The organism is Mucilaginibacter sp. A5337, from assembly GCF_059690695.1.
In genome coordinates this window covers 34,132-49,301 of record NZ_JCAWEC010000014.1, presented here as the reverse complement: position 1 = coordinate 49,301, position 15,170 = coordinate 34,132, and the positions used below count along the sequence as shown (strand labels likewise).

The window sequence follows — 15,170 nt, the reverse complement described above, 5'->3', positions numbered from 1 at the left end:
AATAAATTGCAAATTTGCATACTGCATTATTCAGTTAACCCCCTGTTTAACTATGAGTGATAGAACTATTCTGGTTTGGTTTAGAAATGACTTGCGTATTCATGATAACGAAATATTGTTAGAAGCCGTGCGCAAGGCTGATAAAGTACTGCCGGTTTATTGTTTCGATCCTTACTACTTCCAGCACACCGAAACAGGAGCTTCAAAAACGGGGAATTTCAGAGCGCGGTTTCTGTTAGAGGCCGTTGCTGATCTCCGCAAAAATTTACAGGGCTTTAACGCCGAACTCATCATCAGAATAGGTAATCCGGCAGAAGTTATTCCTCAGCTTGCCGAAGAATACCATGTAAATGAAGTTTATCATCATCGTGAGGTAGCCTATGAAGAAACCAGGATTTCTGAGGAGGTTGAAGCCGCACTTTGGAAGATGAGGCTTAATCTTAAGCATTTTATCGGGCATACCATGTACCACAAGGAGGACCTTCCTTTTCCGATTAAAGATATTCCTGATAGTTTCGCAGTTTTTAAAAAGAAAGTTGAACGCGACAGTAATGTCAGGCAATGCGTACCAACACCCGATCACATCACCGTTCCGGAAATTGCTGATGCCGGCGAATTGCCAACTTTACAGCAATTAGGTTTAAATGAACCCGTTGATGATATGCGCGCTACCGAATATTTTCAGGGTGGCGAAACCGCGGCTTTGGTGCAACTGCATAAATGTTTTGCCAATATTGACCAGGTGACTAAGCAAAAAAATGCCCGCAACGGCGTTGATTGCTCTTCAAAACTTTCTCCCTGGATCTCGATTGGATGTATTTCGCCCAGGCAGGTTTATTGGGAGATTCAGAAATATGGCAATAACGGCAACCTGTTAAAGCTTGAATTGCTTTGGCGCGACTATTTCAGGTTTATGTTTAAGAAGCACGGGCAAAAATTTATCAAAGCTAAAGACGCAGTCCTGGACCTTGCTCCGGATGCCGACCTGCTGCTACAAAAATGGAAAAATGGCGAAACCGGGGTGCCCTTGATAGATGCTGCTATGCATGAGCTTAACGCTACGGGCTTTATCAGCAATCAAAACCGGCAAATCGTGGCGGGCTATTTGGTAAATACCCTTAAAGCCGACTGGACACAGGGGGCTGCTTACTTTGAAGAAAAACTGATTGATTATTCACCGGCCAGTAACTGGGGCAACTGGGCTTTTATTGCCGGTGTTAACGATGCCAAAGAAAGCAAATATACTATAGCCACCAGGCTGCCCAAAGAGCTTGAAGCCAAAACCGATTTTGTGAATACCTGGCAGCCATCATCCATTGATGAGGCGGGGGATTTGGTTAGGGCTTAAATATTATCAGCACTAAAATATTTTGTATCTGCTGTAAAACAACAACCGATAATTTGAGTTTTCACCTCAACGGGTAAAATAAGCCTAATAATGGTTAAATTTCTTTACAATTAATTATGAAGTATATAGCGGTATATCATTACTTTTGTACCGTTTTAAAGATCAGTTTCACATGGATCGTCTCAATTATATAAATAGCGGAAACGCTGCCTACATATCTTCCCTATACGAACAGTACAAACAGGAACCGGAATCGGTTGATTACGGATGGCAAAAATTCTTTGAAGGATTTGATTTTGGCAAGGATGCTGACGCCGCCGGAGCAATTGCGCCTGCTGCAGTTGGTGAAGCTACTCCTGAACATTTCTTAAAGGAGATCAATGTATTAAACATGATAGATGGTTACCGCTCGCGCGGGCACTTGTTTGCAAAAACAAACCCTGTTCGCGAACGCCGCCATTATTACCCAGGCAAGGAGCTCGAAACTTTTGGGTTGAGCGAGGCCGACCTTGATACCGTTTTTAACGCTGGTGTTGAAGTAGGCCTTGGCGCTGCCAAATTGCGCGATATCCGTCAGTTGCTTGAAGATACTTATTGCCGTTCGATAGGTACCGAATATAAATACATTCGTAACCCCATTAAAATAAAATGGTTTGAAGAGCGGATGGAAAGCCATCGCAATACACCTTCTTTTACACTTGATGAAAAGAAGGAAATGCTTAACAAGCTAAATGAAGCTGTAACTTTCGAAAACTTTTTAGGTACCAAATTCCTTGGTCAAAAACGTTTTTCATTGGAAGGAGCCGAAGCCCTGATCCCATCGATGGATTCGGTAATAAAAAAAGGTGCCGATTTGGGTATCGAGGAGTTTATCATCGGTATGGCGCACCGTGGTCGTTTGAACGTATTGACCAACATCATGGAGAAAACCTATAAAGAGGTATTCTCTGAGTTTGAAGGTAAAAATTATGATTCTGAATCACCTTTTGGTGGCGACGTGAAATATCATTTAGGTTTTTCAACCGATGTGCAGACTAAAAGCGGTAAAAAAGTTCACCTGAGCCTTTGCCCTAACCCATCGCACCTGGAGGCTGTTGACCCGGTTGTAGAAGGTATCACCCGTTCAAAAATCGACTTTAAATATGGGGGTGATCATTCAAAAATCGCTCCTATCCTGATCCACGGCGATGCTTCAATTGCTGGCCAGGGTATAGTATATGAAGTTTTACAAATGGAAAAACTGGATGGCTACCGCACTGGTGGCACCATTCACCTGGTTATCAACAACCAGATAGGTTTTACCACCAATTATAAAGACGCACGTTCAAGCACCTATTGTACCGACGTTGCCAAAACTGTGCTTTCGCCGGTTTTTCACGTAAATGGCGACGATGTTGAAGCTTTGGCTTATGTTGTAAACCTGGCTATGGAATACAGGCAGGTATTTAATGAGGATGTATTTATCGATATCCTTTGCTACCGCCGCTATGGACATAACGAAGCAGATGAGCCTAAATTTACCCAGCCGTTGTTGTACAAAGCCATCGATGCACATCCCAACCCGCTTAAAATTTACAACCAAAAACTGATAGATGAAGGCAGCATTGATGCTGAATTCCTGAAATCTATTGAAAAGGCCTTCAAAGATGAGTTACAGCAAAAGCTTGACGAAGTAAAATCTGAAGAAAGGTTTACCGATACCATTGCCATGTTTGAAGGTGCCTGGAGCGGATTGCACCTGGCCAGCCATAAAGAACTGGTAAAAGCTATTGATACTTCTGTAGCCGAAGAAACCATATTAGAGATTGGCAATAAGATCACTGTGTTGCCGCCAAACAAAGAGTTCTTCAAAAAAATTGAAAAACTGTTTGAAGACCGCAGCGCTATGGTGAACAAAACCAAAGTGTTTGACTGGGCTATGGGCGAATTGCTTGCTTACGGTACTTTATTAAAAGAAGGCTACCCGATAAGGTTAAGCGGTGAGGACGTAAAACGCGGTACTTTCTCGCATCGTCACGCGGTATTAACGCTGGTTGATTCGGAAGATGAATTTACGCCGCTTGCTGCTATTAATGCCGATGTTAAACTGAGCATCTATAACTCTTTATTATCTGAATATGGTGTTTTAGGTTTTGAATATGGCTATGCCCTTGCAAACCCTAACGCTTTAACCATTTGGGAAGCCCAGTTTGGTGACTTCTTTAATGGTGCCCAGATCATTGTTGACCAGTACATTGCCAGTGCCGAAACTAAATGGCAACGTGGTAATGGTTTGGTAATGTTATTGCCTCACGGTTATGAAGGCCAGGGCCCTGAGCACTCGTCTGCACGTGTTGAGCGTTTTATGGAGCTTTGCGCCGATGATAATATCCAGGTAGCTAATTGTACAACTCCTGCTAACTTCTTCCATATTTTAAGGCGTCAGATGCACCGCGATTTCCGCAAGCCATTGATCATCTTTACACCAAAGAGCTTGCTGCGCAGTCCTAAATGTGTATCGCCAATTGAAGATTTTACAAACGGTAAATTCCATGAGCTGATAGACGATACCTACGTTGATCCTAAAAAGGTAAAACGCGTGTTACTATGTACCGGTAAGGTATATTATGACCTGCTTGACAAACAACAAGCTGATAACCGTAAGGATGTTGCTATTGTGCGTGTAGAGCAGCTTTACCCGACTCCGGTTACTCAAATCCTGAAAATTAAAGCTAAATACGAAAAAGCTGAATTTATCTGGGTACAGGAAGAGCCTGAAAACATGGGTGCATGGCCATACATTTGCCGCAAGTTCCATAACGATAAATTGATTAACCTGAGCGTTATATCAAGGATTGAAGGTAGTAGTACTGCAACCGGTTTTGCTAAACAGCATGCCGCTCAACAGTTATACATAGTTTCAAAAGCTTTTGAAGCTCCTGCGGGTAAAACGGTTAAAGAATCGGTTAAAAAAACAACAAAGAAGATGGCTGATGCCGGAGCTGATTGATTTATCAATTAAAGATCCAGGCATAATCCATTAAAAAATATAAAATCTACAATACTACAATATGAGCTTAGCGATTAAGGTGCCTACCGTAGGCGAATCAATTACTGAAGTAACCCTTTCGAGCTGGAAAAAGAAAGACGGAGACCACGTTGAAATGGACGAGGTTATTGCCGAACTTGAGTCAGACAAGGCTACTTTTGAGCTTACTGCCGAAAAAGCCGGTACTTTAAAAATCGTTGCCAATGAAGGCGATGTACTATCAATTGGCGCTATTGTTGCCAATATTGAAGACGGAGGCGCTGAGGCTGCTGTACCAGCAGCACAACCACAGCCAGAAGTTGTAGCAAACACTCCTGCTCCGGCCCCTGTTGCTGCCGCCCCAGCCGCTGCATCAGCATCTGTTGAAATTAAAGTACCACCTGTTGGTGAATCCATCACTGAGGTTACTTTATCACGCTGGATAAAAAAAGACGGCGAAGCTGTTACTATGGATGAAGCCATTGCCGAACTGGAATCAGATAAAGCTACTTTTGAACTTACTGCCGAAAAAGCAGGTACATTAAAAACAATCGCTAAAGAAGGCGATGTATTAGCTATTGGTACCGTAGTTTGTACTATTGAAGGTGCTGGCGCTTCACAGCCTGCTGTTACCCCGGTAACCCCGGCTGTAGTTAGTGCTGCCGATGAATCACCGCGTGGTGGTGCAGTTGCCGAAAGTGCTAAAACTTATGCATCTGGTACACCGTCACCGGCTGCTGCCAAAATATTAGCCGAAAAAGGTGTTGATCCAAAATCAGTATCAGGTTCAGGCGTTGATGGCCGTATCACTAAAGGCGATGCACTTGGCGCTCAGGCTCCTGCAGCTAAACCTGCTGCGCCAGCTCCGGCTGCTCAAAATGCTGCTCCGGTAGCGGTTGCCGCAAGTGGTGTCAGGGACGAGAAACGCGAAAAAATGACTTCGCTGCGTAAAACTGTTGCTAAACGTTTAGTATCGGTTAAAAATGAAACGGCTATGCTTACCACCTTTAACGAGGTAGATATGCAGCCGATCATGGAATTGCGCGCTAAATACAAAGATAAATTCAAAGAAAAACACAACGTTGGCTTAGGCTTTATGTCGTTCTTTACCAAAGCTGTTACTGAGGCTTTGAAAGACTGGCCAGCTGTTGGGGCTCGTATTGAAGGTGAAGAGATAGTATACAGCAATTTCGCTGATATCTCCATCGCTGTATCTGCTCCTAAAGGTTTGGTTGTTCCGGTTATCCGCAATGCTGATAGCATGAGCCTTGCCGAAATTGAGAAAGCTATTGTAGTGCTTGCAGGCAAAGCTCGCGAAAATAAACTGACCATCCCTGAAATGACCGGCGGTACATTTACCATTACCAATGGTGGTGTGTTCGGTTCAATGTTATCAACGCCTATTATCAATGCGCCTCAATCGGCCATTTTAGGTATGCATAATATCATTGAGCGTCCTGTTGCAGTAAACGGACAGGTTGTTATCCGCCCGATGATGTACCTTGCCCTGTCATATGACCACCGTATCATTGACGGCCGCGAATCGGTAAGCTTCCTGGTAAGGGTTAAACAATTGCTTGAAGATCCTGCAAGGTTGTTGTTAGGTGTATAACCCTGCAAAAACTTTATAAAAGAGATCCCGGTTGGTTTTCCCTCCGGGATTTTTTTGTGACTGATATTTTATCAGAATCAAACCATGAATGGGGTGATAATAAGCAGTTGAAGGACTTGTATATAAACCTAACCTCTAATCTCTAAAACGAACTCTTCACCACCCTTTTAAGCACCAACAGGTTTTGCCCGTTGAGGCTGTAACCGCTGATGTTGTTTTGATATAGATTTACCAGTTTATCGTAATATAACACCACAACCGGCGATTGTTCCATCATCAGGTTATCCATTTGGCGGTAGATGGCAAATCGTTTTTCATCATCTTTTACCTGGTAGGTTTGTTCAAAAAGTTCATCAAACTTTTTATTGTTGAAGCCGGTGTAATTGGGGCCGAAAGGGATCTTGTTTTTGGAGTAAAAAACTGAAAGATAATTTTCAGCATCGGGATAATCGGCTATCCAGGAGCCATAAAAAAAGTTGATGCCATTTTTGGAGATCAGCTCACGTAAACTTGCCCCCTGGGTTATCTCCACATTGGTTTTTATGCCGATACGTTCCAGCTGACCTTGTACATATTCAATTAAGCTGCGGTAACCAATAGTTGTAGCCAGGGTAATTTCGGGCATGTTTTTACCATTGGGGTAACCGGCATCACGAAGCAGGCAGCGTGCTTTTTCAGGATCGTAAGTATAGCCTTTTACGCCTGTGCCGTTAAAGCCGGGCATGCCTTCGGGCACAAAGCCTTCGTATCCCGGTGTGCCCATGCTGTTGCGCAGGTATTTGATCATCTTTTCGCGGTCGATAGCGTAATTGATGGCTTGCCTGATTTTTAATAGTTTTAAAGGGGATTTTTTTACGATGGGCAAGGTGGTATCCACCAGCATGCCCAGGTAAATGGTGTTTAGGTATGGCGCGGTATTCAGTACGAACTTTCCTTTATATTTTTGAGTTATTTTGCCGGCCTTGGTAAGGATATCATCTCGATAGCTGCCATCTATATCGTTCAAAAAATCGATATTCTTTTTTACAAACTCCAGGAACGAGGTTTGCTTATCTGCAATAAAGGTAGAGCGAATAGCATCAAGATAGGGGAGGCGGTTACCTTTCTGATCTTTTTCCCAATAATGGTCGTTTTTTAAAAATACCAGTACTTCGCCCTCTTTCCAGTATTTAAACCTGAAGGGGCCGGTACCTACCGGATGACTCCTGAAATCCTTGCCGTAAAATTCAACTACTTCTTTGGGTACTACAGAGCAATATTGTGCTGTAAGAAGACTTAAAAATGGCGCGAAAGGTTGTTTTAGCCTGATTTGAAAAGTACTGTCATTAATGGCCGTGAACGCGCTTTTGTCTTTCACTTTATCGCTGAAGATCCATGAGCCGGATGATGCTACTTTAGGATCGATCAACCTGCCAAAACTATAAACAAAGTCTGAAGCAACTGCCCGGCGACCTGTACCGTTTGCAAAATGAGGGTCGTCATGAAAATAAACATCATTGCGCAGGTGAAAGGTATAAAGCAAACCATCTGCCGATGTTTCCCAGCTTTTGGCGATACAGGGGATGGTTTTTAAACTATCGTTGATCTGCACCAGCCCATTGTAAAGCTGGTTATCCATCCATATGGTATAATGGTTACGGCAAAAAGCAGGATCAAGCGAAGTAAGGCCTTCTTCCAGGTTGATGTTAAAAACTGTTTTATGCTGATTGGAAAAGGTATCGGTATGGCAGGAACAAAGCTGAATGGAGTATAGTACAAAAAGGTAAGTGATCAGCTTATTCATTCATGCTAATATATCAATTATTGAAGTAGCAGGATAATTGAATAGCTGATTATTGCGCAGGGATGATTGATTACCGGCTATAACTAAAATTAAAACAGGAAAGTAAAACCATTTCCTTTTGATGGCTTTTTCATTTCTTCAAATTTCCCAATTTCCTGGTTGAGTAAAAAAGCGTATTCGCCGGCCATGAACTCGCGGAATATATCAATGTTTTCTTGTTGGCGGGTGTCAATTAAAGCTTGAATATAAGCTGCTTTATTTTCACTTCGTACAATTGCTAAGGGAAGATTGAAATAAGCCTGGATATAATTCATTAATAACCGTGACGTCCGGCCATTGCCATCATAGTACGGATGTATGCTGACAAGATTAAAGTGAGCATCAAAGGAGAGATTCAATTGCTCAGAAACAGATAGAGGAGAGTTAATAGACTCGTTCAGTTTTTTTACGAGTTCAGTCGTTAAGCGTTCTACCTTATCAAAGTTTGGAAAATAAGAGATCCCGGCAGTGACATTGCCTTTTCTAAATGCGCCGGTACTGGAATCTATGGTGCCAAGCATGGTATTGTATACCTTACCTGTGTTTTTCATTACTAACGCGTTGATGTTTTGTAGCAGAGCTACAGATAAAGGCTTTTTTTCTTTCGCGTTTGCGATTGCGAAAAGAAGAGCTGCATGATGATCTGTTACCATCAGACTTTCCTCTAATGGTTTTCCGTTAGGGGTACGGCCTTCGTTGATCAACACCTGGGCTTCTACCTCTGTCAATGTCGATCCTTCTATCCGCGTAGAGTGATGGTCGATAGAGATCAGGTTAAACCGGTCGTGATCTATCACATCGGCTATGCCAAGATCATTATATTTTTCTATCAGGTTAAGTATTTCCATTGTTCCTACAACGCGAAAATACTTATAAGTTTTTATATAGTGATTCAGTTGCCCGAAGCTGATAAACCTGGGCAACTGAATTTAACTTTACTACGCATCAACACCAGTCAATCCCTTATAAAAATGCTTTGCATATCCTGCTATTAAAACATCCTGGTCGTTACCATTAATGATGCGGCGGGCATTGATCCAGTCGGCATGTGTGTCGTCAAAATATTTGCCTAAGCCAACACCAGTAAACATGCCTTTGGTCATGCCGTCAATCATGATCTTTGCTGCTATATCGGGTTGCAAAGCCAGCTCCGGATGATTGAGCAGATCGACATTTAAATGTTTGCCAAAAGCTTCATAGTTCTCGTACCAGGTTAGTTGTACAAAACCGCGACCATAATATAACTGATCGGGCGTAGTGTAAGGTACCCGGTGACCGGGGCCTGCACCCATTTTAAACTTTTCGCCATAAGGATGGCCTTTGCCTTTGCCGTTTTCATTTACCGGCTGCATGGTTCCGGCACATTCATGGTAAACTGTGCCCAGCATGTAGGCTACTTTGCGCTGATCAGTAATGCCGGCATCAGCTGCGGCTTTTAAAATAGTTTCGATGCCATCAATCTGGCTTTGTGAAATGTGACCTTTAAATATGGTGTCACGAATGGTGTCATAAAATTCTTTTGTACCTGGCATAACAGTAAAATTTAGGTTTTATTAATAAAAATCAATTGCTGTAAACGAACGTTTCAGATTAAAAAGGCGTAGAAGAGTTGTATAAAGATAGATATTCGTATTTGGAATATCAAAGAGCTAAGGTGCTCGTAATGAGAATTAAAAGCCCTTTATAGGCTAAAGGGCTTTTAATTTTTTATGAAAGAAGAATTACCAGCTTGAGCGGAATATTTTATGTGCACCAGATGCATTATAGGCGCTGATGTAGATCCATGGGCCTAATTCTATACCGCCTAAGGTGTAACCGGCGGGCAATGCAAAGCTTTTAAAAGTAGTGCCGTCATTGGTTGATAAATTGAAAGTTCTGCTGCCATAAGCCACACGTAAGCCGGCTGTTTTTACAACATTACATGCTTCATTGCTCACCAGGGTCCAGAACTCACCTTGATACATAGATCTATACAAACGTTGATTGGCTATGCCAGGAGTTGATACAGGACTAAAAGCGCAATAAACACTATAATCAGTTATTTTAAAGAAGTCTGTGTAACCCTCATCGAAATGATAGATCCCGGTAAAAGAACTGTTTGAAGGATACCAGGATGTCCCTTTATCAATTGACGTGTAAAATTTAGTAGCGTTGTGCGATGCGGTGTTTTTAGCAGTATCAATAGCGAACATATACTTGCTGCCGGGAAAACTAATAAAATAATCCAATTGAGTGGGTTGAGAATTGGTTGTCGCGGTCCAGACTCCCCCTGCATCTAATGAAGTGTACGTAGTTGAGCCGGAAACCAGCATAAGCCTTTCACTGGTGCTTACAATACCGGTGAAGCCTTTATCCGGGTTGCTTTTATCCGGGTTAAGTTTTATCCAGTTTATACCATCTGTTGACTTGGCTACACCAAGGTTACTGGTTACATAGAATGCCGTTCCGTCCTGGCTTAATAAGTTAATCACCAGTTTTTTACTTTTGTTAAAAGGCAGGTTGTTATAAACGTTGGTGAATGTTTGGTTGTCACTACTGTAATAAAGATAGGCGGAGTTTAAACTGCCGGTGAATAATAAACCAGTCCTCAATGAGGCCATTTGATTAATGTTTTGAAGGCTTGAAGAAGAATAAATCTCCTGCCATTGAATATTAGGATATGGCTCGTTAACAGTAAACGGCGCATTATCAGTTGATGTTTTGCCGCTAACAGTTACTGTAACCCTGCCGGAAGTAACACCCTGTGGTACAATTACCTTAAGCGCTGTTCCTGCAGCAGTAAGCACATTTGCCTGTATTCCGTTAAATCTTACAATGTTGGCAGCTGGTGTACCGGCAAAATAATATCCTTGAATAATGATCGTGTCGCCGGTCCTTCCCTGGTAAGGCAAAAGGAATTGTACCTGCGGAGTGTTCAGGTAAGTAAATACCGGGCCTGTAACCGGTGCAGACGAACCTACGGCCACCGTTACGTTACCTGTTGAGCCATCCAACGCCGCTTTAACCTTAATTTTTGTTGGAGTTGCCGAAATAACAACAGCTCCTGCATTGTTAAAGCGGACTCTGTTGCCGTCAATTGAGCTGTTGAAATTGGTCCCGTTAATGGTAACAGTATCACCGGCCCTGCCGCTGGTTGGGCTGATAGAAGTTATTGTTGCCGGCGATGAAATTGTAAATACAGGCCCGGTTATTACCTCATTGTCTTTTACTTTTAAGGTTACTACACCTGTTGTTGCCCCGGCGGGTACTATTACTTTAATAATGGTAGCTGTGGCCGATGCAACTTTTGCATCGGTTCCATTAAATTTAACAACATTGTCTGTTAAAGAGGTGCTGTAATTGGTACCGGTAATGGAAACCGTATCGGCAACGTATCCGCTTAGCGGAGTTATATTTTCAATAGTCGGTTTGCTTACAACAGGTGTTGGATCGGTGATTTGTGATTTTGGTTTTGTATTGGTTGTGAAATCGTTTATGGTGTATGAGCCGGTAGCCGTGAATGATTTACCTGCGGCGTCCATAAAAGTAACATTGAATTTTATGGTAGCTGTATTACCGCTTAAAGAAACAGTGATACTCCCCGAAACAGCATAATAAGTATTGCCCCCGGTTATATATTGCACATAGCTTTGTACTACGGAGTTAGTAACAGCATTGACTTTTAAACGAGGGTTGCCCGGATTTGATGAGGTGCCGGTTTTTTTGTTGATAACAGCAGTCCCTGATTTAAAATCGTTAACAAAAAAGATGATCTTGCTTCCATTGGTGTTTAAAGTTGCCGTGGTGAGTAGGGCCTTTATATCGTCGCCGCTTGTGGTGTAGTAAATTGAAGAAAAATTAGTAGCATCAAATGCATAATCAGTATTATCAATTTTTGCGGTAAAATCTGCTGTAGGCTTGGTTGTCATATCGTCTTCTGGTTTTTTGTATTTGGAGCAGGATACGCCTAATACAACAAGTAAAAGCAAAAGGCATGAAGCTTTGAAATAGTTTTGTAGAGATATATTCATATTTGTGATATTTCGATAATTAATAAGGGTTAGGTTGGTAAGCTTTGGGAAGATTACCGCAACTATTTAAATACAAATAGCTGATATTGCTTATGGTACGTAAAAGCGCGGTCACATGTTACAAGAGCAAAGCGTACCGAAGGTGTATTGTACGCTTTGCTCTTGTGTTTGTAAGTATATTTTACAGAAATTTAATTAAGATATAATATTGATGTTAATCATCAAATCGCTCTTTTAAGAACTTGCCGGTGTAGCTATCCTTTTGTTTCAAAAGATTTTCGGGCACACCTTCAAATACAACTTTACCGCCACGGTCGCCGCCTTCGGGGCCGATGTCTATCACCCAGTCGGCACATTTGATCACGTCCATATTGTGCTCAATAACAATGATGGTATTGCCATGATCAAGCAGGGCATCAAATGATTTCAACAGTTTTTTAATATCGGCAAAATGCAGACCGGTAGTAGGCTCGTCGAAAATAAATAACGTTTTGTTGGTATTGTTACCTTTCACCAAAAACGACGCCAGTTTAATGCGCTGAGCCTCGCCACCTGATAAGGTATTTGACGACTGTCCCAATTGCACATATCCTAAGCCAACATCAACCAATGGTTTTATTTTAGCGATGATCTTAGGCTCTTTGGCAAAAAATTCAACGGCTTCATCAATGGTCATGTTAAGGATATCCGATACATTTTTTTCTTTGTACTGGATATCTAAAATATGCTGCTTGAAACGATGGCCTCCGCAGGTTTCGCAGGTAAGGAAGATATCGGCCATAAACTGCATCTCTATCTTAACTTCACCTTCGCCCTGGCAAACATCACAGCGACCGCCTTCAACGTTAAATGAAAACGCAGATGGTTTTAACCCCGCAGCTTTTGCTGCCGGTTGGCCGGCATACAGGTTCCGAATCTCATCCCAGGCTTTAACATAAGTAACCGGGTTTGAGCGTGATGAGCGGCCTATCGGGTTTTGATCAACCAGTTCAACCTGTTCAATTTTGCCATAATCGCCATCAATAGCATCGTATGAGCCTGTTTGCTCACCCGAATAATTGCCCAATGCCTTTTGAACGGCAGGGGCAAGGATCCGTTTTACCAAACTGGTCTTACCTGAGCCAGATACACCGGTAACAACAGTTAGCACACCTAACGGGAACTTGGCATTTACATGCTTAAGATTGTTTTCGCGCGCGCCTTTTATTTCAATAAAATCATGCCATTTGCGGCGGCTTGCCGGGATGGCTATCTCCTCCCGGCCGCTCAGGTATTTGCCGGTTAAGCTTTTATCATCCTTTATAATTTCATTATAAGTGCCGGTGAAAACCAGTTCGCCACCATGGGTACCTGCTTCGGGGCCAATATCTATGATATGGTCTGCCGCCTTCATGATCTCTTCCTCGTGCTCAACAACCAATACAGTGTTGCCTACATCGCGGAGAGATTTTAATACGGTGATCAATCGTTGGGTATCGCGGGGGTGTAAACCGATACTTGGTTCATCCAATACATAAACCGAACCTACAAGGCTGCTGCCTAATGAGGTAGCCAGGTTAATACGCTGCGATTCACCACCCGATAATGTGTTGGATAAACGGTTGAGCGTTAAATAGCTCAAACCTACATCATTTAAAAAGCCAAGGCGGTTAGTTATTTCCATCAGCAGGCGTTTGCCAATTTTGGCATCGGTTTCGCTCAGTTCAAGTGATTTAAAAAACTCGAATGCTTTATCCAATGGCATCAATACCACGTCGGTAATTGATTTTTCGCTGATCTTTACGTAGGAAGCATCTATCCGTAAACGGCTGCCTTTGCACTCGGGGCAGGTAGTTTTACCCCTGTATCGCGATAGCAAAACACGATACTGGATCTTGTATGTTTGCTCTTCCATCTCCTTGAAAAACTCATCAAGGCCACGGAAAAACTTATTACCAGTCCAAAGCACTCGTTGTTCTTTTTCGGTTAGCTGGTTATATTGACGATGGATAGGGAAGTCGAACTTTAAGGCATGTCTTACCAGTGCATCGTTCCATTCGCGCATTTTTTCACCGCGCCATGGGGCAATAGCACCCTCGTAAATGGATTTGCTTTTATCTGGTATTACCAAATCTTCATCAATGCCAATTACCTTGCCGTAACCTTCGCATTTTTTGCAGGCGCCATAAGGGTTATTAAAGCTGAAGAAGTTTGGAGTTGGTTCTTCAAACTTAAGCCCGTCAAGCTCAAAACGGTCACAAAAAAAGCGCTCATGCTCGGTATCTTCGTCGGGTGACTGGAAACGCACAAAGCAATCGCCTTTGCCTTCAAAAAACGCAGTTTGTATCGAATCGCCTAAACGGCTAACGGTTTCGTCTTCCTCGTTTTTGGTAACACGGTCAACAACAATGCGTACAACGGTTTGCTGATCGGCCTCTGTAGTTTCTGCTATAGCTTTTTTTGCTTTAGTCTTTTTGATTTCAACTACGGGCTCGGCAGCCATCAAAGGAACGTTTTCTACCGTTTCGTCCTCTAACAATGATTCGATGCGCGAGAGTTTGCCGTCGTATTCAACGCGCACAAATCCTTTTTGCATCAATACGGCAAGCTCCTCTTTAAGGCTCCGGTTATTATGCGGATGCAGTGGGGCAAGAATGGTTACCTGGCTATCATTAGGCAAAGAAAGTACAAAGTTCACCACGTCGGTAACCGAATCTTTTTTTACGATGTTACCCGAAATGGGTGATATGGTTTTACCGATACGTGAAAAAAGCAACTTCAGATAATCGTAAATTTCGGTTGATGTGCCAACGGTTGAGCGCGGGTTTGAGGTGATTACCTTTTGCTCAATGGCTATGGCAGGTGCAATACCTTTAATATAATCAACATCGGGCTTATTCATACGGCCCAGGAACTGGCGGGCGTATGATGAAAGGCTTTCCACATAGCGGCGCTGGCCTTCGGCATATAAAGTATCGAAAGCGAGCGATGATTTGCCCGAGCCCGACATGCCTGTAACTACCACCAGTTTATTTTTGGGGATAGCCACATCAAGGTTTTTAAGGTTGTGTACCCTTGCGCCTTTTATGATAATATGTTTTTGCGGATCTTTTTCTGCTTCTTTACTCATTCTGTTGCATTAGTTCGTAGTTCATGGTTGATAGATCATAGCTTGTTTGTGGGGTTTACAACAAATAAAATACCATGAACTATGATCCGTTATCCATGAACTTTTTGCGAATGCAAAAATCCTAAAAAATTTAGCAGAATCCAAATGAGTTTTGATTGTTTGTTGGATTAAACTACGTGAAATATTGGAGTTTACAGTTGGCTGACTTTTGAAAGTTTAATGTTGTTTTAACAACTACTTTTTAAAAAATTTATTTTGGTGA

The 15,170-nt window shown here is 42.5% G+C and carries 8 protein-coding genes; 3 read left to right on the top strand and 5 right to left on the bottom strand.

Features of this window, described 5'->3' with window-relative positions; genetic code table 11:
• Positions 1-52 precede the first annotated feature (52 nt).
• The 3 genes from AC59JO_RS28475 to odhB all read left to right on the top strand — a co-directional run bounded on the left by AC59JO_RS28475 (position 53) and on the right by odhB (position 5,967).
• Positions 53-1,348 (top strand): DASH family cryptochrome, encoded by a 1,296-nt coding sequence (locus AC59JO_RS28475; RefSeq protein WP_497309726.1) that lies wholly within the window; start codon positions 53-55, stop codon positions 1,346-1,348.
• A gap of 172 nt (positions 1,349-1,520) precedes the next feature.
• Complete coding sequence (locus AC59JO_RS28470; RefSeq protein WP_413666004.1) at positions 1,521-4,337, top strand: 2-oxoglutarate dehydrogenase E1 component; 2,817 nt, start codon at positions 1,521-1,523, stop codon at positions 4,335-4,337.
• A gap of 61 nt (positions 4,338-4,398) precedes the next feature.
• A complete protein-coding gene (gene odhB, locus AC59JO_RS28465) occupies positions 4,399-5,967 on the top strand; it encodes a 2-oxoglutarate dehydrogenase complex dihydrolipoyllysine-residue succinyltransferase (RefSeq protein ID WP_497309724.1) in 1,569 nt (522 codons plus the stop codon).
• A gap of 142 nt (positions 5,968-6,109) precedes the next feature.
• Here the strand turns inward: odhB and AC59JO_RS28460 are convergent, their stop codons facing one another.
• The 5 genes from AC59JO_RS28460 to uvrA form a co-directional block, all read right to left on the bottom strand.
• The gene (locus tag AC59JO_RS28460; RefSeq protein WP_413666006.1) at positions 6,110-7,750 is read right to left on the bottom strand and encodes an ABC transporter substrate-binding protein; all 1,641 of its coding nucleotides are present in this window, start codon (positions 7,748-7,750) and stop codon (positions 6,110-6,112) included.
• 89 nt (positions 7,751-7,839) lie between these two features.
• Positions 7,840-8,637, bottom strand: coding sequence for a Fic family protein (locus AC59JO_RS28455; RefSeq protein WP_497309722.1), 798 nt, complete (start codon positions 8,635-8,637; stop codon positions 7,840-7,842).
• 90 nt (positions 8,638-8,727) lie between these two features.
• Complete coding sequence (locus AC59JO_RS28450) at positions 8,728-9,321, bottom strand: glycoside hydrolase family 19 protein (RefSeq protein WP_413666008.1); 594 nt, start codon at positions 9,319-9,321, stop codon at positions 8,728-8,730.
• Positions 9,322-9,510: 189 nt separating this feature from the next.
• Positions 9,511-11,799, bottom strand: a complete 2,289-nt coding sequence (locus tag AC59JO_RS28445) for an IPT/TIG domain-containing protein (RefSeq protein ID WP_497309720.1) — start codon at positions 11,797-11,799, stop codon at positions 9,511-9,513.
• A 214-nt stretch (positions 11,800-12,013) separates the two neighbouring features.
• Positions 12,014-14,908, bottom strand: coding sequence for an excinuclease ABC subunit UvrA (gene uvrA, locus AC59JO_RS28440; RefSeq protein WP_497309718.1), 2,895 nt, complete (start codon positions 14,906-14,908; stop codon positions 12,014-12,016).
• Positions 14,909-15,170: the final 262 nt, after the last annotated feature.